Origin of the sequence: Mangrovicoccus ximenensis (assembly GCF_003056725.1) — a bacterium.
Classification (GTDB): Bacteria; Pseudomonadota; Alphaproteobacteria; order Rhodobacterales; family Rhodobacteraceae; genus Mangrovicoccus; species Mangrovicoccus ximenensis.
In genome coordinates this window covers 471,559-491,474 of sequence record NZ_QBKZ01000015.1, presented here as the reverse complement: position 1 = coordinate 491,474, position 19,916 = coordinate 471,559, and the positions used below count along the sequence as shown (strand labels likewise).

Below are 19,916 nucleotides of genomic sequence, written 5' to 3'. Positions count from 1 at the left end.
TCAGCTCGCCGCTTTCGCGGTCTCGTCGTTCAGATAGGCCCGCCAGCCCCCGCAAGCGGAGATTTCCGTGGCGGTGGCCGTTGCGGCGCTTTCGCACAGGAAGCCCAGAACGCTGCGCCCATCCGAGATCGTCAGCGTACCGATGGTCAAGGGTGCGGGGACGCCTTTCATGAAACTTCCCATCTGGGAGTCAGGAATTGCCCAAAGCTCGACCGCGATGGCATGGCCCTGCCCGTTCCCGTCGCAGCGCACGAGCCCGGGCCGCTTCGGCGGCCCGCCCGCAAGCGCGTAGAACCTGTAGTCCGGCGAGGTCTGCGTCGCTTCGAGGAAGCGCGCGCCGCGCGAAGTCAGTTCGTGGTTCAAGGGCAGGCCCGACATGTGCGCACCCACCGCGGCAAGGACGATTTCGCCCTCCATGGCTTCCGCGGGAATCGCGGAAAGCGGCGGCATCTCCCAGCCCATGGCGCCCGGCGGTCCGGCCAGTTCCGCCTGCATCACCCGGCCGAGCGAGGCCAGCAGCGCATCCTTCCCGGTCGGCGCGATCAAGGTCACGTTGCCCGGATGGCCGTCGGCGCGCGGCATCACCGGCACGGCCAGCGCCGCCATGTCGAGCAGGTTGACGAAATTCGTGTAGGTCCCCAGCCGCGAATTCGCCGCGATCGGCTCGGCCTCGATATCGGCCAGCGTGCAGAGCCCCGGGATGGTCGGAACGCAGAGCATGTCCAGTCCCGCGGTCATCTTCTCGGCCACCCGCTTCAGGTCGCGGAAGCGGTACTCGGCGCGGAAGGCATCGGTGGCGGAGAATTGCAGCGCCTTGCCGACGATCTCATGGATCACCGGCAGCACCGCTTCGGGCTGGTCGCGCATGATCTCCTCGATCACCGCATGGCGCTCGGCCACCCAGGGCCCCTCGTAGAGCATGACGGCGATGTCATAGAGCGGCGTGAAATCGAGCTCGGCAATGCGGTGGCCCTGCGCCTTCAGCCAAGCAACCGCCGCGTCGAAGTTCTCTTCCTGCGCCGCGTCGCCGAAGAATTTCCGCGTCACCTTGTCCGGCACGCCGATTGCCAGCTGCGGCACCGGGCCGGGACCGGGCGTTGCCACATCGCGCGAATAGGCATCGCCCGCGTCATAGCCCGCCGCCGCGCGGAACACGGCATGGGCATCGTCCACCGTCAGCGCGAAGACCGAGACCGTTTCGCAGCTGCGGCAGGCCGGAACCACGCCGGTCGCGGAGAAGCTGCCCAGCGTCGGCTTCAGCCCGACGATGCCGTTCATCGCGGCAGGCACCCGGCCCGACCCGGCGGTATCCGTGCCCAGCGAGAAGGTCACCAGCCCCTTGCCGACCGCGACGCCCGAGCCGCCCGAGGACCCGCCCGGCACCAGATCCGGGTTGATCGCGTTCTTCGGCGCAGGTCCGGTCGTGCGGGTGCCGTTCAGCCCGGTCGCGAACTGGTCGAGGCTGGCCTTGCCGACCGGGATCGCCCCGGCCGCGCGCAGCTTGGCCACCAGAAAGGCATCTGCCTCAGGGGTATAGGCGAAAGCCGGACAACCCGCGGTGGTCGGCCAGCCCGCGACATCTATGTTGTCCTTGACCGCGAAAGGCAGCCCGTAGAGCGGCATCGCCACCGGATCGAACGGCCCCAGCGCCTCGGCCATGGCCACCAGTTCGGACTCTTCGGCCAGATGCAGGAAGATCCCCGGATCCTCTGCCGCGACGATGCGGCGGCGGCATTCGCGCAGCGCCTCCGCCGGGGTGAGACCGTCCGCATAGGCGCGGTGCAGCGAGGCGAGGAAGAAGGGGAGGTCCTGGATCATGCGCTCGGTTCCGTTCTGAAGTCCCTTTCAGCGAACCACTCGCACGCGCTGCGGGATACTGCTATTTTTGCGCCATTGCGATGCAGGTTTTGCACCACGGAAGGAGGCCCGATGCGGTTCCAGACGACGCTGAGATATATCGACATGGTGGCGCGGACCGGCTCCATCCGAAAGGCGGCGGAGTCGCTGTCGATCACCTCCACCGCGCTCAACCGCCGGATCCTCGCCTTCGAAGAGGAACTGGGGGCCGACCTCTTCGAGCGGATGTCGACCGGCGTGCGGCTCTCGGCGGCGGGCGAGCTGCTGCTGCTGTCGGCGCGCAACCAGATCGGCGAAATGGAGCGGCTGAAGGCGCAGATCGCCGACCTGAAGGGCGAGCGCCGCGGCCATGTCTCGATCGCCTGTTCGCAGGCGCTGCTCCCCTACTTCTTCCCTGCCGAGATCGCCGCCTACCGCGCCGCGCATCCGCTGGTGACCTTCAACGTCATGCAGCGCGACCGCGCTGCCGCCGAAGAGGCGCTCGCCGACCGCAGCGCGGATCTGGCCGCGGTGTTCGAGCCCGCGCAGCTCACCGATTTCCACGTGCTTCTGGCCGTCGACCAGCCGGTCCATGCGGTGATGGCGGCGGATCATCCGCTGGCGGCGGAACCCGAGCTGCGCCTGCGCGACTGCCTGCGCTATCCGCTGGTGCTTCCGACCGGCGCGATCTCGGTGCGCAGCCTGCTCGACACCGCCGCGCGGCGCATCTCGGCGCCGATGAAGGTCACCGTGACTTCGGACAATTTCGAGTTCATGCGCGCGCTGACGCTGGCCGAACCGGTCATCGCCTTCCAGATCCCGATCGGCCTGCCCGACCCGTCGCGCGCGGACGGCACGGTCAGCCGCCCGGTCGACCGCCGCGACCTGGCTGCGGGACGGATCTATCTGGGCCATCTGCGCGGCCGGGTCCTGCCGGTCGCGGTGGCCGGTTTCGCACGGCAGATCCAGCAGGTTCTGGCCGACCGCTACGGCTGACGCGGCGACGAAAAATCGCCGCGGCGGGTTGCGCGGGAAAATATGCACTGTAGACTGATAATCAGTGTACTTGCATTTTCGGGCGGCGCGACCGCCCGCGTGAAGGAGCAGCAGCGTGGAAAGCTCGCGAAGCGGTGTCGGCGCCCCGGTCAGGCGTCTCGAGGATGACCGGTATCTGGAGGGGCGCGGCCGCTATGTCGGCGACATCAGGATGCCCGGCATGCTGGAGGTCGCCTTCCTGCGGAGCCCGGTTGCCCATGCCGAGCTGCGCGGCGTGACGAAGCCCGCAGGCTTCGAGCACCAGGTCTTCGCCGCCGCCGATCTGGCCGGCGTCTCCGGCATCCGCGCCGATAGCGGGCTGCCGGGATTCCGCAGCTCGGTGCAGCCGGTGCTGGCCTCGGACCGCATCCGCCATGTCAACGAGCCCGTCGCCGCCTGCGTGGCCGACACCCGCGCCCGCGCCGAGGATCTGGCCGACGCGACGCTGATCGACTACGACACGCTGCCTGCCGTCCATGACATGCTGAAGGCGCGCGATCCGAAGGCGCCGCTGCTGCATCCCGGCTGGGAAGAGAATGTCTTCCTCGAAAGCGGCTTCGAGACCGGCTTCGATGCCGCCACCGAAGGCGCCGCGGTGAAGATCCGCCGCCAGTACCGCACCGCGCGGCAATGCATGTCGCCGATGGAGGGCCGCGGCACCGTCGCCTACATGGACGAACAGGCCGACCAGCTGGTGGTCATCACCTCGACCCAGATGCCGCATATCGTCAGGAACGGCCTGGCCGAATGCCTCGGGCTCGACCAGGCCCGGATCCGCGTGATCGCCCCCGATGTCGGCGGCGGCTTCGGCTACAAGGGGATCCTGCTGGCCGAAGAGGTCGTCCTCGGCTGGCTCGCCCTCACCCTGCGCCGCCCCGTCCGCTGGATCGAGGACCGCCGCGAACAGCTGGCCGGGAACGCCAATTGCCGCGAACACTGGTACGACATCACCGGATATGCCTCCCCGGACGGCCGCCTGCTGGCGGTCGATTGCGAGGCGGTGGTCGATAGCGGCGCCTATTCCGCCTATCCCTTTTCGGCCTGCCTCGAGGCCGCGCAGGTCGCCTCGATCCTGCCCGGCCCCTACAAGATGGACGGCTTCCGCTGCCGCACCTGGTCGGTGGCGACCAACAAGCCCGCGATCCTGCCCTATCGCGGCGTGGCGCGCACCGGGGTCTGTTTCGCGATGGAGCTTGTGATGGACGATCTCGCGCGCGAGATCGGCATGGAGCCCGCCGAGTTCCGCCGCCGCAACCTCGTGACCGGGCCCGAGATGCCCTTCGTCAACATCACCAACAAGATCTTCGACTCGGGCGATTATGTCGAGGCGCTGGACCGCACCGTCACCGCGCTCGACCTGCCCGCGCTCCGCGCGCGCCAGGCGGCGGGCGAGCCGGACGGGCGGCTGATGGGCGTCGGCCTGTCGATCTTCTGCGAACAGGGCGCGCATGGCACCTCGGTCTATTCCGGCTGGGGCATCCCGATGGTGCCGGGCTTCGAGCAGGCCACCGCGCGGATGACCCCCGATGGCGGGCTGGAGCTGCGCGTCGGCGTCCAGAGCCACGGCCAGAGCCTGGAAACCACGCTGGCGCAGATCGCGAACGAAGTGCTGGGGGTCGAGCCGCGCAAGGTCAAGCTGGTGCATGGCGACACGGCGCTGACCCCCTATTCGACCGGCACCTGGGGCTCGCGCTGCATCGTCATGGCAGGGGGCGCGGTCGCGACCGCCTGCGAGGAACTGGCAGACCGGGTGAAGAAGATCGCCGGGACGCTTCTGCAGGCCGACCCATCGGAGATCCTGCTCGACGACGGCGAAGCGCGCGGCCCCGGCGGGTCGGTGCCGCTCTCCGAGATCGGCAAGGTCTGGTACCACCGGCCGCAGGATCTGCCCGAGGGCGTCGATCCCGCCGGGCTGGAGGCGACGAAAGGCTACAAGACCGTGCGCGACACCGGCACCTTTTCCTATGCCTGCCATGCCGCCGTTGTTCTGGTCGATCCCGGCACCGGCGCGGTCGAGATCGAGCAGTACCGGATCACCGAGGATGGCGGCGTGCTGGTCAACCCGATGGTCGTCGACGGCCAGGTCTGGGGCGGCGCGGTGCAGGGCATCGGCACGGCATTGTACGAGGAAATGCCCTATGACGGCGAGGGGCAGCCATTGGCCACCACGCTGGCCGAATACCTGCTGCCCGGCGCGGCCGAGGCACCCTCGATCCCGATCGACCACATGGAAACCCCCTCGCCGATCAGCCGCTTCGGCCAGAAGGGCATCGGCGAGAGCGGCGCCATCGGCCCGCCCGCCGCCATCGGCAATGCGGTGAACGACGCGCTCCGGCCCTTCGGCGCCGCCATCGGCCAAGTGCCGATCACGCCCGAGCGCGTGCTCGCGGCCCTCGCCATGGGAGACCGCGCATGAAACCGGCGCCTTTCGACCTGATCCCCGCGATGAGCAACGCGGCCACGACCGAGGCCCTGCGCCTTGAGCGCGAGCGCGAAGCCGTGCGCAAGCGGGCGACGGAAGCCGGGGCGACCCTGACCGAAGCCCAGGTTGACCAGCTCGCGCGCGATGCCGTTGCCGGTGACGCTGCCCGGGCTGCCACTGATCGTCCTGGCGGTGGCGGTGCTGGTGGTGCAGGCGGGACCGCGCAACAGAGCGAATTCGGGCAGGCCCTGGCCGACCTTCGGCAGGAACAGGCAATGTTGGAAGCCGAAGCCGCCGCCCTGCTTGCCTCTGCCGCCGCCGGGCGCAGCTATGCCGATGCCATCGAGTTTGCCCGCACCCGCGCCGAGCTTCTGACCGCCGCCCAGCGGGACGGCCAGCAGGTGACGCCCGAGCTGATTGCCCAGGTGGACCGGCTCGCCCAAGCGCATCTCGACGCCGGGAACGCTGCCCGCCAGGCTGCCGACGACATGGAGCAGCTAGAAGAGCGCGGGAAGCGGGGCGCGGAGGCGCTGACCGGAACCTTCGTGGCGATCCTCGACGGCAGCAAGAGCGCGAAGCAGGCCGTGGCCGACCTCCTGATGCAGATGGCCGAGGCGCGGGTGCAGCAGACCATCGTGGGGGCCATGGGCGGGCCGGGCGATGGCGTGTCTAGCTGGATCGGCGGCATGCTGGGCTTCGCGAACGGCGGCTACACCGGCCACGGCGGCAAGTACGAACCTGCGGGCGTCGTGCACCGGGGCGAGTACGTGCTGTCGAAGGCCGCGACGTCCCGGCTGGGCGTGGGCAACCTCGACGCGCTGCACAACTCCGCGCTGCGCGGCTATGCGACCGGCGGGCTTGTCGGTGAAGCGGCGGGCAGTCTCGCGCTCAGGACGACCGCAGAGAAGGCCGAGACCCCGGCCCAGTCCTTCAGCATCAGTGCGCCGATCACCGTAAACGCGAATGGCGGCACGCCCGAGCAGAACGAGGATCTGGCCCGGCAGGTAGCTCGCGAGTCTGAGGCGATGTTCCGCGGTCTCGTTCAACAGGAGCTGACCCGGCAGATGCGGCCGGGCGGAATGCTGCGGTGATTCCGAATATGTAGAACTTCATATGTAGAACTTCTGAAACACTACCTGCACACCCCGACGACAACACGTATGTAGAGTTTCCGCGAAGAAAAAAGACCGGCCCTTTGTGCTAAATTTATATATATATCAATAGCTTATATTGCAATTTAGCCGAAGACCCATCAAACCAGCCGGAGATGTATCCCGTTCCGCGGATCAGATATAGTATATACTGCTTAGGATAGATTAGGTTATTTAAACCTCTGGGTCGAGGAATGGGATGCATCTCCGGCGATATACCGCGGCCATATCGCGGGCTGCGCCCGCTCATGGCCATTGTCTCCGGCGATACGTTAGCCGTCTGCGGCGAGACCTAGCTGTCTCACACCTCCGGCGGCATCGCTGGCTTCGCCAGCTCCCCGCCTTCGGTCGATAAAGGCGCAGGGCGCCCTCAGAGGCGCTGTGAGGCACCTTGCAGTTCGTTTGCGTTTTTTTGTGACCTTGGGTAGCCGAAAGACAAAGCGGCCCTGTGCGGCCAATTTTCGAAGCTTTCGCTGAGACGTCCGGCTGGCTCGACCCCGACCCGCGCGACTAGCTGCCTCCCGGACGTGTATAGATTAACCATCTATACACAAAGGATTTTCTAGTTTTCGAGGTCGGTTTTTGGTTGTTTTCTCAAGCGACATAATGCAATCACATTCAAGACCCAAAACGCGAGAAACAGGAGCCCCCATGTCGCGTGCACCTCAAGACCGGATCGCGCTGCCCGTACCCTACGTAAAGCAGATTCGAGCGATTGCAGCAGCCGAGAACCAGACGATCACCGGCGTCATCGGCGACCTGATCCGCTCCAAGATCGCCGATGGCGTCATCCCGGCGGAGCTGCCCGGCTTCGACGTCGAGGCGTCCGAGAGCGAAATCAAGATTGTTACCGCCGACGGCTTCGAGGTCGCCCTTGATTCCAAGGAGGGCCGCGACCTCGCAAACGCCCTACGCCAGCGGAATACCGTGAAGCTGCGGGTGCCGAGCATCCATTTGGAGCGCGCAAACTCAGGCTTGCGGCTGGTATCGCCAGTCACCGGCCAGAAACATCCGGTGTCACCGTCTGTCGCGTCCGATTTGGGGGATTTCATTGCCCGGAAGATCGACGACGCCGAGAAGAAAACCGACGAGACGAAATGAGAAAAGGGCCGACGCTGGAACATCGGCCCTTAAGATTCTCGGAGTAAAGAATGCTCAATAAAATTACTGAAACCGACCTCCGTGGTCAAGGAGAAAAGGGCGTAGATACAGCGTTTCCGCCTCGAAACTACAGCAGTTACGAGGAAAGTCTTGCCCAGTTCGACGCCCACTTAGCGGCTGAGAAAGCTAAAGCTGAAGCAGAAGCTGAAGCTGAAGAGGCTAAAAAGAATGCGCTCATTGCAAAAACTCTGGCTGAGCTTGATCTAATTGGAATTAAGCCCTCTTCAGAGCCTCCGGAAGAAGTAGACGCGCACCAAGAGACAGCCAAGCCGGTGAACAAGTCGAAGCCACCCGTTGCGCTTCTTAAACAAAAGGCTAAAGAGTCTAAAGAAAGGCGAGAGAATAAGTTCGCCGAGATCGAAGCAAGAAGGCGCGAGGCGAAGGAGCGCGAAAAGTTCAAGAAAACCTACGAAACGACCGATGATGTTTACGACGAGTACAGTGCAATCCGCAGCCCGGATGAACGCCGAAGATTTAGCGATAGATTAAGGAAGGCTCGCGACAAAAGACGCAACCCTCCTATACGTAAGAATGCTGACGTTAAGGCTATGTCGCCGGAAGATGCAGCCGAGCACAAAAAAGCGCAGAGACGCGAAGCTAATAGAAGGTGGCGGGCGAAGAAGGCGGAAAGCGACATTGAAAGATTATGTAGCAGCATGGACCACTGGCAAAAAACAGACAGGAGAGAGCAATACAACGCAAGTCGCCGGAAAGTGCGCAACAAACCGAACAAAGATTTGTCCGACATGTCCCCGGCAGAGAGGGAGAGGCGCAAGAAAGACCAGAAAGCCGATTCAATCTGGAAAAAGCGGCAGATGGAGAAAGGCATCTCCGGCGACGAGCTGGAAGCCCTCTTCGAGAAGCGCGTCAGAGAGCGTGAAGATAAGCGCCTTATCGCGGCCAATGCGTAGGTCGAGAGCAAAGCGGACATTGCCGCCGACAATCCACCTGCCAGCTAATAAGTTAATACAGCAAGTAGGCAAGAACTTACTAAGCTTTTGTTTTTTTTGATACTCCACTTGCACCGGACTTGCCGAATTTCTAGATTTCAGTCATCGATCAGAAGCGCATGCGCAGGTGTTGCGTTCTCGCAACACCTGCTGCAGGAACTGAAAATCTAGAAAATTGCCATGCGACAGGATCAATTTTCCTGTTCATTAGGCGATTTGCGCGCAGCAGGCATGATTCTCTGCGTCGTACTAACAGCCGACGTTGACGCACTGGTTAGGCATAAAAGCAAAAGGACGAAATCATCAATGACCAATGACACGAATGGCACCAAGCATGCCACTCAGGAGTCCACCCACAACGAACCCTCTGCCGAGGCCTGGCGGGTAGCTGATAAGCTTTGGGACATCCTGGAGAAAATGGACCGGAAGAAGGCGCGCACTATCGTCACCAGTCTGACTTCCGCATGTCCGAACAACGTTGAATATGCCAAAAATCTCATCAAAGAATACGAGGGGGCATAATGGCTATGAATCTCCAATTGAACAAAATAGCAGAAGACGTGAAGCGCCTCTCTTCTCTTTCGAACAAGGAGGTATTCTCGGAAGATTACGCAGCTTCGTGTTTGAGCCAGAAAGCGATGCGTTAAAAAGAAACTGACCTGCTAAAATCCGAGCTTCGCCTTGCACAGTCCGAGGTTAAAGAAACACGCCCCGAGCTTGACCTTCTTATTCAGCTACAGGATTGCGAAGATGCTGAAAAGCATCTTCGCACAGCGCTCTAATCGTCGATCATTGCAGGCTAGTAGATTTGACCGTGAAAAAGCCCCGCCCTTCTTCACCAAACTCATGCAGGACTACCCCTTGAAAGGAGAATCCACGTGACTAAAACCATCTACATTTCCAATCACGACTGGAACACCGCACCGCACCGCCTGATCCTCGCTGCCCATGACAAGGCTGACCCGGTGACGGCGGTTCAGGAAGCACTCGCCTCGCTGGGCGTGGCGCCTGAATCCTGCCGCGAGGACATCGAGGCGAACGCGGTCTAACTCCGTGCATTGAGATTGACCTGGGCGTGAAGCGTCACGCCCGGTCACGGCAACGACCTCGCCGCCAAGTTACCCATAGGGCAGCTTTGACCAACTCGCGAGCTGGGCCTTCCTCTTCTCCCTGCGTGACCCACCTCCCCTTCCGGCCAGTCGAGCCGCTGCGCGGCCCTTTCTTGCTGGCCGAGGCCGACACCCGGAGCCAGTCCTTGGCCTGGCCTTCAGTCAAATCAGAGGCGCGCGGAACCGCCTGCTCCTCGCATATTTTCCAGCTTGACCGTGTCCTGCTCGCTACAGAGCAAACAGCAGAAACTGTTACAAACACGCGCCAGACGACAACATAACCAGTTGTTTTTAAGTCGCTTTATATTAATCCGCAGAAGTCATGTCACTGTCCTGTCGTCTGGATGGGCTGATTGCTGTGGGGGCGGTATGGCCCGGCGACCGCGACAGTTCCGCGACGGGAACGCCCAAGTTCGACGTCAAAATCGATAAGCAATTGCGGGGCTGCCGCCGGGGCGGCAGCCGGAGGACCTCAGGCGGCCTGCATGTCCGCGGGCGGCTCGGCCGCGCCGGTCATGAAGCCCACCGCGTCCGACATGCTGAAATCGCCGGGCCGGATCACGCAGAGGCGGTTGCCGAGGCGGTGGACATGGATGCGGTCGGCCACCTCGAAGACATGCGGCATGTTGTGGGAAATCAGGATGATCGGGATCCCGCGCGAGCGCACGTCCTGGATCAGGTCGAGCACCCGGCGGCTTTCCTTGACGCCGAGCGCCGCGGTGGGCTCGTCGAGGATGATCACCTTCGATCCGAAGGCGGCGGCACGCGCCACCGCGACCCCCTGGCGCTGGCCGCCCGACAACGTCTCCACCGCCTGGTTGATGTTCTGGATGGTCATCAGCCCCAGTTCGGAGAGCTTGTCGCGGGCGAATTTCTCCATCGCCGGACGGTCCAGCATCTTCAGGTACTTGCCGCGCCAGTCCTTGCGGCGGAGTTCCCGCCCCATGAACATGTTGTCGGCGATGGAAAGCGCGGGCGACATCGCCAGCGTCTGGTAGACCGTCTCGATCCCGGCGGCGCGGGCGGCGATGGGCGACGGAAAGGAGACTTTCTTCCCCTCCAGCCAGATCTCCCCGGCATCGGGCTGGACCGCGCCGGAGACGGCCTTGATCAGCGTCGACTTGCCCGCCCCGTTGTCGCCGATCACCGCAAGGATTTCCCCGGGCATCAGGTCGAAGTCGCAATTGTCGAGGGCGGTCACCTTGCCGTAGCGCTTGACGAGGTTGCGGGCCTTGAGAATGGGTTCCATCACGAAGACACCTTTCTGATCCACTGGTCGACGGTCACGGCGACGATGATCAGCGCGCCGATGAGCAGGTAGGTCCATTGCGGGTTGGCCCCGGCCATGCGCAGGCCCAGCTCGAACACGCCGACGATCAGCGCGCCGAAGAAAGCGCCGAGGATCGAGCCGCGCCCGCCGAAGAGCGAGATGCCGCCGATCACCACCGCGGTGATGGCCTGGATGTTGCCGATCACGCCGGTCGTCGCCGAGGGCGAGACCGAGCCGAAGCGGCCGATCATCACCCAGCCCGCCAGGCCGCAGATCAGCCCGACCAGCATGTAGACCGACATCAGCGTCTTGTGCACGTTGACGCCGGCGAGCCCCGCCGCCTCGGGATCGTCGCCGACCGCATAGACATGGCGGCCCCAGGCGGTGGAGCGCAGCGCATAGGCCAGCCCCAGCACGATCACCAGCATCAGCACGACGCCCAGCGTGAAGGTCGCGCCGCCGATCTGGAACTTGGTGCCGAGGAACTGCAGGAAGGCGGCATCGGCCTCGATGTCCTGGGCGCGGATGGTTTCATTGGCGGAATAGAGGTAGTTCGCCGCCAGAACGATCTGCCACATGCCGAGGGTGACGATGAAGGGCGGCAGCTTGACCTTCGAGACCAGCCAGCCGTTCACTGCGCCGATCGCCGTGCCGCAGGCCAAGCCTGCGATCACCGCGAAGAAGGGCGGAATCCCGTAGCGGAAGGTGAACTGGCCCATGATCACCGAGCTCAGCACCGCGATCGCGCCGACCGACAGGTCGATCCCCGCGGTCAGGATGATCAGCGACTGCGCCGCGGCAAGCACGCCGACGATCTGCACCTGCTGCAGGATCAGCGTCAGCGCGAAGGGCGAGAAGAACTTGGAGCCGAGGATCGTGCCGAACAGCGCCAGCGCGACGATCAGGACGATGAGCGGCACCAGCGCAGGCGTCGAATGCAGGAGATCGTGGAAGTGACCGACGATCCCCTTCCGGTGCGGCTGGAATGAGGCCACGTCCCGCGAGGCGCCCTTGGCGGCGGCCTCGAAATTCTCCGGAGCGGCAGATTGAGAGGACATTTTGTTCCCTTCCATGGCGTGGAGAGGTCCCGAAGCCGCCGGGACCGGAACGGAGGACGGCAGGGCGCCGGATCAGGCGCCCCGCCCGGGGATCAGCCCCAGCAGAGGTCCTTGCCTTCGGCTACGGAGATCGACTCGACGCCCTCGACCGGCTGGTCGGTGACCAGCGAGACGCCGGTATCGAAGAAGTCCTTGCCTTCGGTCGCGGCCGGCTTGGTGCCGTCCTTGGCGAACTGGGCGATCGCCTCGATGCCCTTCGACGCCATCAGCAGCGGATATTGCTGCGAGGTCGCGCCGATCACGCCGTCGGCGACATTGGCCACGCCCGGGCAGCCGCCGTCGACCGAGACGATCAGAACGTCATTCTCGCGGCCCACCGCCTTCAGCGCCTCGTAGGCGCCCGCGGCGGCCGGTTCGTTGATCGTGTAGACGACATTGACGAAGGGATCGGTGGCCAGAAGGTTCTCCATCGCCTTGCGGCCGCCCTCTTCGTTGCCCTGGGTCACGTCATGGCCGACGATGCGCGGGTCGGTCTCGTCGCCCCATTTTCCCGGATCGCCCAGCTCGATGCCGAAGCCCTGCATGAAGCCCTGGTCGCGCAGCACGCCCACCGTCGGCTGCGACACGTCGAGATCGAGCATGGCGATCTTGGCGTCCTTCGCCCCGTCGCCCAGCTTCGCCGCGGCCCATTGGCCGATCAGCTCGCCCGCACGGAAATTGTCGGTGGCAAAGGTCATGTCGGCCGCGTCGATCGGATCGAGCGGCGTGTCGAGCGCGATCACCAGGATGCCCGCCTCGCGCGCCTGCTGCAGCGAGGGCACGATGGCCGAGGTGCTCGAGGCGGTGATCAGGATGCCCTTGGCGCCGTTGGCGATGCAGGTCTCGACCGCGTTGACCTGGGCCTCGTTGTCGCCGTCGACCTTGCCGGCATAGGCATTCAGCTCGATGCCCAGCTCCTCGGCCTTGGCCGCGGCGCCTTCGCGCATCTTCACGAAGAACGGATTGGTATCGGTCTTGGTGATGATGCAGGCGCTGACATCGTCGCCGCCATGCGCCCCGGCAAGGGCGCCGGTCGACAGGCAGGCGAGCGCAATGGCGCTGGTGGCCAGAATCGTCTTCATGGATGTCCTCCCGTTTGCGTGCCGCAGCGGTCCTCCCCGCCACGAGTCGCGTGTTCTCCTCCTCGGAGATGTGATCAGTTAGGGATGTTGGCGGTGCCCTGTCAATAAATAAATCCAGTTGATTTATTAATCGGCAGGGGCAAGAGTGATGATCGGAGGAACGACATGGACGGAAACGAGATCAGGGATCTGGGGGCCGGCGTGAACCAGACCGGGCTGCGCGCCCATAACGAACGCCTGATCCTCAGCCTGATCCAGCGCCATGGCGCGATGGCCGGCTCCGACATCGCCAAGCGCACCGAGCTGTCGGCGCAGACCGTGTCGAACATCCTGCGCAAGCTCGAGACCGAGGGGTTCCTGCTGCGCGGCGAACCGCAGCGCGGACGCGTCGGCAAGCCGTCGGTGCCGATGGCGCTCGATCCCGACGGGGCGCTGTCCTTCGGACTGAAGATCGGCCGCCGCTCCTCCGACCTCGCGGTGATGAACATGGCCGGCGAGGTGCTGGAACAGAGCCAGCTGACCTATCGCTATCCGATGCCCGACCGCATCTTCGGCTATCTCGAAACCGGCATGGCGGCGCTCTCCGAGGCGCTGACCCCGCATCAGCGCGACCGGCTCTGCGGCATCGGCATCGCCGCGCCGCTGGAGATCTGGAGCTGGCTCGAACCGCTCGGCGCGCCTGCGGAGATGGCCGTCTGGCAGGGACTCGATTTCACCGAGGAGGTCGCGCGGTTCTCTGACCTGCCGCTCTTCACCGTCAACGACGCCACCGCCGCGGCCCGCGCCGAGCATGTCCATGGCCGCGGCCGCCAGTTCCGCGACTACGCCTATTTCTACATCGGCTCCTTCATCGGCGGCGGAATCGTGATGAATTCCGCCGTGATCGAGGGGGCGCAGCGCAATGCCGGGGCGCTCGGCTCGCTGAGGATCGCGGGGCCCGACGGCAGGCTGCAGAGCCTGCTGGAGACCGCCTCGCTCTACCTTCTGGAGGCAAAGATCGAGGAGGCGGGCGGCAACACCGCCGCGCTCTGGCGGCAGCCGCAGGACTGGACGGGCTTCGGCGCGGAGCTCGAGGCCTGGATCAGCCTCGCGGCCCCGGCGATCGCCCAGGCCGCCCGTACCGCCTGCGCGGTGATCGATTTCGAAGCCGTGCTGATCGCAGGAGCGGCGCCGCCCAGGCCACCGGGAAGGCGACGAGCAGCGCCAGGTTCAGCCAGCGCGCGGCCCGGGCCATGGCGCGTCCCAGGACGCCCTGGCCCTCGGTGATGCCGTAGATCACCGTCGGGTCGGTCTGCAGCCGCATGCCCCGCTCCAGCCGGTTGACGAAGACCGAGGCCACCGTCGCCCGCTCGCNCGTCGATGCCGGTTTCCTTCTCGACGATCGAGGCCATGGTGAGCGCCTCGTCGACCGAGGCATAGGGCAGCCCCTCGGCACGGCCTTCCCAGGCTTCGGCCAGGAACTCGTCCTGGCGCGCCTGCATCTCGGCCAGCAGATCGCCGCGCAGGTCGCCCGGCGCGATGTCGTAGCTGCCCGGTGCCAGATGGCCCTCTTCGGGCACGAAATCGACCGATCCCTCGAGGATGTCGAGCTTTTCCAGCGCGGACCAGACCTGCCAGGAGGTCACGCCCTCGGCCACGGTGACGCGGAAGCCGCCGAAGCCCTGGTCGAGGAAACGCTGGTAGGCTTCCGGTTTCGGCGCNATCGGGCTCGAACTCGGCGACAACCTCGTAGCGGCCGGTCTCGGGCGCGATCTCGCGCAGCTGCAGCTCGGCCAGGNGTGACGCCGATGCGGTAGTTCACCTCCGCGCCGCAGGTGCTCTGGCCGGTGGCGGTCAGCAGATCGGAGATCTGCTCCATCGACGCGCCGGCCGGGACGAGGAAATTCCCCGCCTTCAGCTTTGCGCTGCGCTCGGTGTAGTCCGAGCCCAGACGGAAGATGCGGGCATTGCCGACCGCGCCCAGCTCTTCGAGCTGGGCGGAAACGCCGGTCATGGTGCCGCCCCGCGGCACGCTGATGCAGACTGCGTCAGCCAGCGGGCCGGGCGTGACCCAGCTGCGCTGCGCCCAGTAGATGGCGCCGGACAGCGCCATGAGGGCGATGATCAGCAGCGTCAGGAAGTTGGACGCAACGGATTTCCACATCAGGCGGCTGCCCGGCCTATGACCAGCGANCGCGTTGGTGCCGCCGAAGCCGAAGCTGTTGGACAGCGCGATGTTGATCTCGCGCTCTTCCTTGGCATTGGGCGCCAGGCTGAGCTTCGGCGTNCACCGCCGGGTTGTCGAGGTTGATGGTCGGCGGCGCGACCTGGTCACGGATCGCGAGGATCGAGAAGATCGCCTCGACCGCGCCGGCGGCGCCCAGCAGGTGGCCGATCGACGACTTGGTCGAGGACATGGTGGCCTTCGCCGCCGCATCGCCGAGGATCGCCTCGACCGCGCCGAGCTCGATCGTGTCGGCCATGGTCGAGGTGCCATGCGCGTTGATGTAGTCGATCTGGGACGGCAGGATGCCCGCGCGCTTGATCGCGGCGGTCATGGCGCGCTTGGCGCCGTCGCCGTCCTCGGAAGGCGCGGTGATGTGGTAGGCGTCGCCCGACAGGCCGTAGCCGAGGATTTCCGCATAGATCTTCGCGCCGCGCGCGACCGCGTGCTCGTATTCCTCCAGAACGACGACGCCCGCGCCCTCGCCCATGACGAAGCCGTCGCGGTCGGCATCATAGGGGCGGCTGGCGCGCTCGGGCTCGTTGCCGCGCTTGGTCGACAGCGCCTTGCAGGCATTGAAGCCCGCGATGCCCAGTTCGCAGATCGCGGATTCGGCGCCGCCGGCGACCATCACCTCGGCATCGCCGAGCTGGATCAGCCGCGCCGCGTCGCCGATCGCATGCGCGCCGGTCGAGCAGGCGGTGACCACCGCGTGGTTCGGGCCCTTGAAGCCGTAGCGGATCGAAACCTGGCCCGAGATCAGGTTGATCAGCGAGCCCGGGATGAAGAACGGCGACACCCGGCGCGGTCCGCGTTCCTTCAGCAGGATCGCGGTGTCGGCGATGGTCGACAGGCCGCCGATGCCCGAGCCGATCAGGACGCCGGTGCGTTCCTTGCCTTCGTCATCCTGCGGCATCCAGCCGGAATCCTTCACCGCCTGCTCGGCCGCGGCGACCCCGAAGAGGATGAACTCGTCGACCTTGCGGGCCTCTTTCTTCTCCATCCAGTGGTCGGGGTTGAAGGTGCCGTCCGTGCCGTCGCCATAGGGGACTTCGCAGGCATAGGTCGTNTGCCAGATGGCCTGCATCGAACTTGCCGATCGTGCCGGCCCCGGACTGTCCGGCCAGCAGCCGCGTCCAGGTCTCCTCGACCCCGCAGGCCAGCGGCGACACCATTCCCGTCTGCGCGCCAGCGAGCTGCGCCGCTTCACTCCCTACAACACCTATGCCATCGACGGGCTGCCGCCGGGGCCGATCGCCAATCCCGGCCGCCTGGCCATCGAGGCGGCGCTGCATCCCGCAGATACCGACTACTACTATTTCGTGGCCGACGGCACCGGCGGGCATGTCTTCTCGCGCACGCTGGAAGAGCACAATGCCAATGTCCGCAAATGGCGCGAGATCGAGCGGGAACGGCTTCAGCAGACCGGGCAGTGATGCCCGGCCTGCACAAGGCGCAGCTGTCTGGGAAGGAGCTGCCTGGGAGGCCCGGCGCGGGGACGCCGGGCGAAGCGCGGACTGTTTCCAGGGGGTGACCAATTTGCCAGGGAGGTTGCCCTCCCTGGCTGGAAGGTTCTGGAAAACAGAGTTTTTTCAGAGGTTTGTGGGGCCTGCGCCCCTCTATCTCCTAAACTGGAATAGATATTAACGTCGGGTTATCCTGCTGGTAAGCTATCGTTTTCGATAGGTAGGGAAACCCGGAATGTCCGCAGCGAACGACCTTATCGACATCGCCGACATGCTGGGGGCGGCCGGCAGCGCCGAGGCGGGATGGCTCGCGAGCCGGCGTGCCGCCGAGCGGCTCGGTTTCGCGGCGGTCAATGCGGCCGGGATATTCTCCGGCACCGGCGAAATCGCGTGGGTCCGCCACGGCATGCGCGCCGGCTGGGTCGAGGCCTATTGCGGACAGAGGATGCACGAAGTCGATCCCGCCGTGGCCTGGGCCGTTTCGGACAGGATGGAGGGCCGGTTCTCCGCCGCGGACGTGCGCAGCGCTCCGGCGGGACGGCGGGCGGACGAGATGGCCGATCTTCTGGAGGACCATGCCTACCGCCATCTCCTGTGCCGCAAATGGGCCGAAGGTTCGGTGACCAAGGCGGTGCTGCTGTGCACCGAGGCGCCGCCCGAGCTGTCGCTGCGTCCCGAAACGCTTGCCATCCTGCCGGCCGTCTCCGCGATGATGGCGGTCCGGATCGGCGCGCCGCAGGATTGCGCGGGGGCGCTGGGGGTCGAGTACCGGCATCTGAGCGGGCGCGAGAGGGATGTGCTGGGCTTCCTGGCCGCAGGGCTCGACAACCAGCAGATCGCGGAGCGGCTCGGGCTGGCCGAAGTGACGGTGCGGATGCACATGGCCAAGGCGCGCCGCAAGATGGGCGCGGCAACGCGCGAGCAGGCCCTGGCGCTGGCGATGGCGCGGGGCATGCTCGCCTTGTGAGGGACCGGGCCGCCGCAGCGGCCCGGAGCGGGATCAGAACTCCGCGGTCAGGCCGACCCAGAAGCTGCGCCCGGCGGCAACGGTGTTGTAGTCGCCGCTGTCGATGTCGATGTCGGCGAGGTTGTAGATCGCGCCGTTCAGCGTCACCGTGTCGTTCAGAGCATAGGACGCGCCGATGTCGAAGGTGGTGTAGGCATCGTACTTGTAGGCCAGAACGGTGTCGCCGTCGGTCTTGTAGGGCGTGCCGTTGTCGCCGATCCGCGCGCCGGCATTGATCTCCTCGCCGTGATAGGTGGCGCGGCCCCAGGCATCGAGCCCGGCGATCGGGGTCATCCAGTCGGCGCGCAGCGAGGCCATGTGCTCGGGCGTGCGGGTCAGGGGCAGCCCGTCATACTCGCCGCTCTTCTGCTCGCTGTCGGTATAGGTGTAGGTCGCGCGCCAGGACAGCGACGAGGTCATGTCCCAGCTTGCCGCCAGCTCGACGCCGCGGATTTCCGCGTCCTGGACGTTGCGGTATTCCCAGCGGTTGCGCTCGACGCCGTCGACCTCGATCGTTTCGCCGGTGTTGAAGCTCTCGATCTTGTCCTTGAAGTCGGTCTGGTAGGCGGTCGCGCTGACCTGCCAGGTCTGCTCGGTCCAGACCGCGCCGATTTCGTAGCTGGTCGAGGTTTCCGGATCGAGATCGGGATCGCCGACGATCACGCCGCGCCCGCCCTGGGTCGCGTAGTAGTAGCCGTCGGTGGTCTGCCGGATCTCCGGGGCCTTGTAGCCGGTGGAGACGCCGCCCTTGACGGTCAGCTGGTCGGTCGCGTTCCAGACGCCGTAGATCCGCGGCGTGATGTTGGTGCCGAAATTCTCGTGCTCGTTGTAGCGCACGCCCAGCGTCAGGGCGAAATCGGGAACGATGCGCCATTCGTCCTCGGCGAAGAGCGCCCATTGCCAGGCCGAGAACTTCTCGACGGCATCGCTCTGGGTGCCCGAGTTCTGGTCCTTCAGGATGGCGTCGAAATACTGGCCGCCGAAGGTGAAGGTGTGTTCGCCGAGCAGCGACATCTGGGCGTTGAACTTGGCGTCCAGCACGTTGTTGGTGATCTCGGGTTCGCGGTCCGACTTGGTCACCGGGGTGTCGGCATCGCCGCTCCAGGTCTTGCGCTTGCCGGTTTCCTGCTGGAAGTAGATGTCGGCATCGACCCCGCCCCAGGTGCCGGAATAGCCCAGCATCCAGTGCTCGCGCTCATGGACGTTCTTGCCGTTCGAGGGGCGGAAGCCGTCCGGATCGACCGAGGTGCCGATCTCGTAGCTGTTGCGCACGATCGTGCGGCCGATCTCTGCCTGGAACTCGTGATCCGGCGTCGCCGCGAAGGTCAGGCGCGCAGTCAGATCCTCGTCGTCGGATTCCGACGGGCCGTCGAAGACTTCGCTTTCCTGCTGGAAGTAGCGGCGGCCCCAGAGCTGCAGGCCGAGCCGGTCCTGCACCAGCGGGCCGTTGAGGTAGAAGGAGTTCTGCCACGAGGCGCCGTCGCGGCTGTGCTGCGGCTGGGTGGTCTCGAAGGTGACCGAGCCGCCCCACTCGTCGGCGACCGGCTTGGTGATGATGTTGATCACGCCGCCCATCGCGTCGGAGCCGTAGAGCGAGGACATCGGGCCGCGCACGACTTCGATCCGGTCGATGGCCGAGACCGGCGGCACCCAGCTCTGCTCGAAGCCCGAGGAGCCGTTCGGGCGGCTTTCGCGGGTGCCCTGGCGGCGGCCGTCGACCAGGATCAGCGTGTAGCTGCCCGGCAGGCCGCGGATGGTGATGTCGGACTCGTTGGCGGTGCCGGTGGTCACCACGCCCTGCACGCCGGTCAGCATGTCGGTCAGGTCGGTGACGTTCTGCTTCTCCAGCTCTTCGCCGGAGATGATGCTGACGGAGGCAGGCGCATCCTCGACGCTCTGCTCGAACCCGCCGGCGGTGACGGTGATTTCGTTCAGGATGGTCAGCCCGTCGTCTTCCTGGGCCGCGGCAGGCAGCGCCGCGCAGATCAGGCCGAAGGCGGTCGTGGTGAGGAGGGTCGGCCGCGCGGTGGCAGGGCGGCCGGCCGCGCGGAAGCGGGTCGGGGTCATGTCCGGGGTCTCCGTGGGAGCTGGGAAGGGGGATCTGCCTGGGCACGCCGGGGCGCTGCCT

At 65.5% G+C, this 19,916-nt stretch carries 14 protein-coding genes and 3 pseudogenes; 10 read left to right on the top strand and 7 right to left on the bottom strand.

Annotation, left to right across the window (positions count from 1 at the left end):
• On the bottom strand, positions 1-1,818 hold the full coding sequence (atzF, locus tag C7T91_RS18375) for an allophanate hydrolase (protein ID WP_108260502.1): 1,818 nt from the start codon (positions 1,816-1,818) through the stop codon (positions 1-3).
• A gap of 111 nt (positions 1,819-1,929) precedes the next feature.
• Between atzF and C7T91_RS18370 the strand changes: the two genes are divergently transcribed.
• From C7T91_RS18370 to C7T91_RS32705, 7 genes are all read left to right on the top strand, one after another.
• On the top strand, positions 1,930-2,832 hold the full coding sequence (locus C7T91_RS18370; protein WP_108260501.1) for a LysR family transcriptional regulator: 903 nt from the start codon (positions 1,930-1,932) through the stop codon (positions 2,830-2,832).
• A 115-nt stretch (positions 2,833-2,947) separates the two neighbouring features.
• Positions 2,948-5,287, top strand: a complete 2,340-nt coding sequence (locus tag C7T91_RS18365) for a xanthine dehydrogenase family protein molybdopterin-binding subunit (RefSeq protein WP_236638317.1) — start codon at positions 2,948-2,950, stop codon at positions 5,285-5,287.
• Positions 5,284-6,384, top strand: a complete 1,101-nt coding sequence (locus C7T91_RS39665) for a phage tail tape measure protein (RefSeq protein WP_108260500.1) — start codon at positions 5,284-5,286, stop codon at positions 6,382-6,384. The genes C7T91_RS18365 and C7T91_RS39665 overlap by 4 nt, the downstream gene beginning before the upstream one ends.
• A 711-nt stretch (positions 6,385-7,095) precedes the next feature.
• Positions 7,096-7,545, top strand: coding sequence for a hypothetical protein (locus C7T91_RS18355; protein WP_108260499.1), 450 nt, complete (start codon positions 7,096-7,098; stop codon positions 7,543-7,545).
• Between the two features lie 50 nt (positions 7,546-7,595).
• Positions 7,596-8,516, top strand: a complete 921-nt coding sequence (locus C7T91_RS31720) for a hypothetical protein (protein WP_145962937.1) — start codon at positions 7,596-7,598, stop codon at positions 8,514-8,516.
• Positions 8,517-8,861: 345 nt separating this feature from the next.
• On the top strand, positions 8,862-9,077 hold the full coding sequence (locus C7T91_RS18350; RefSeq protein WP_108260498.1) for a hypothetical protein: 216 nt from the start codon (positions 8,862-8,864) through the stop codon (positions 9,075-9,077).
• A 356-nt stretch (positions 9,078-9,433) separates the two neighbouring features.
• Positions 9,434-9,604, top strand: coding sequence for a hypothetical protein (locus C7T91_RS32705; protein WP_161555991.1), 171 nt, complete (start codon positions 9,434-9,436; stop codon positions 9,602-9,604).
• A gap of 532 nt (positions 9,605-10,136) precedes the next feature.
• Here the strand turns inward: C7T91_RS32705 and C7T91_RS18345 are convergent.
• The 3 genes from C7T91_RS18345 to C7T91_RS18335 all read right to left on the bottom strand — a co-directional run bounded on the left by C7T91_RS18345 (position 10,137) and on the right by C7T91_RS18335 (position 13,113).
• Positions 10,137-10,913, bottom strand: coding sequence for an ATP-binding cassette domain-containing protein (locus C7T91_RS18345; protein ID WP_108260497.1), 777 nt, complete (start codon positions 10,911-10,913; stop codon positions 10,137-10,139).
• The gene (locus C7T91_RS18340; RefSeq protein WP_108260806.1) at positions 10,913-11,992 is read right to left on the bottom strand and encodes an ABC transporter permease; all 1,080 of its coding nucleotides are present in this window, start codon (positions 11,990-11,992) and stop codon (positions 10,913-10,915) included. Before C7T91_RS18340 ends, C7T91_RS18345 begins: the two co-directional genes overlap by 1 nt.
• A 92-nt stretch (positions 11,993-12,084) precedes the next feature.
• On the bottom strand, positions 12,085-13,113 hold the full coding sequence (locus C7T91_RS18335; protein WP_108260496.1) for a sugar ABC transporter substrate-binding protein: 1,029 nt from the start codon (positions 13,111-13,113) through the stop codon (positions 12,085-12,087).
• A gap of 165 nt (positions 13,114-13,278) precedes the next feature.
• On the opposite strand from C7T91_RS18335, the gene C7T91_RS18330 reads away from it, so the two are divergent.
• Positions 13,279-14,379, top strand: a complete 1,101-nt coding sequence (locus C7T91_RS18330) for an ROK family transcriptional regulator (protein WP_108260495.1) — start codon at positions 13,279-13,281, stop codon at positions 14,377-14,379.
• 155 nt (positions 14,380-14,534) lie between these two features.
• Here the strand turns inward: C7T91_RS18330 and C7T91_RS37965 are convergent.
• Both C7T91_RS37965 and fabF read right to left on the bottom strand, forming a co-directional pair.
• Positions 14,535-14,738: pseudogene (locus C7T91_RS37965) on the bottom strand (endolytic transglycosylase MltG); the annotation flags it as partial.
• A gap of 517 nt (positions 14,739-15,255) precedes the next feature.
• Positions 15,256-16,491: pseudogene (fabF, locus tag C7T91_RS18315) on the bottom strand (beta-ketoacyl-ACP synthase II).
• A 6-nt stretch (positions 16,492-16,497) separates the two neighbouring features.
• Here fabF and C7T91_RS18310 point away from each other — a divergent pair.
• Both C7T91_RS18310 and C7T91_RS18305 read left to right on the top strand, forming a co-directional pair.
• Positions 16,498-16,752: pseudogene (locus C7T91_RS18310) on the top strand (endolytic transglycosylase MltG); the annotation flags it as partial.
• Between the two features lie 265 nt (positions 16,753-17,017).
• The gene (locus C7T91_RS18305) at positions 17,018-17,749 is read left to right on the top strand and encodes a helix-turn-helix transcriptional regulator (RefSeq protein ID WP_201742140.1); all 732 of its coding nucleotides are present in this window, start codon (positions 17,018-17,020) and stop codon (positions 17,747-17,749) included.
• Positions 17,750-17,782: 33 nt separating this feature from the next.
• Here C7T91_RS18305 and C7T91_RS18300 read toward each other — a convergent pair whose 3' ends face one another.
• On the bottom strand, positions 17,783-19,855 hold the full coding sequence (locus C7T91_RS18300; RefSeq protein WP_108260493.1) for a TonB-dependent receptor domain-containing protein: 2,073 nt from the start codon (positions 19,853-19,855) through the stop codon (positions 17,783-17,785).
• Between the last annotated feature and the right edge of the window lie 61 nt (positions 19,856-19,916).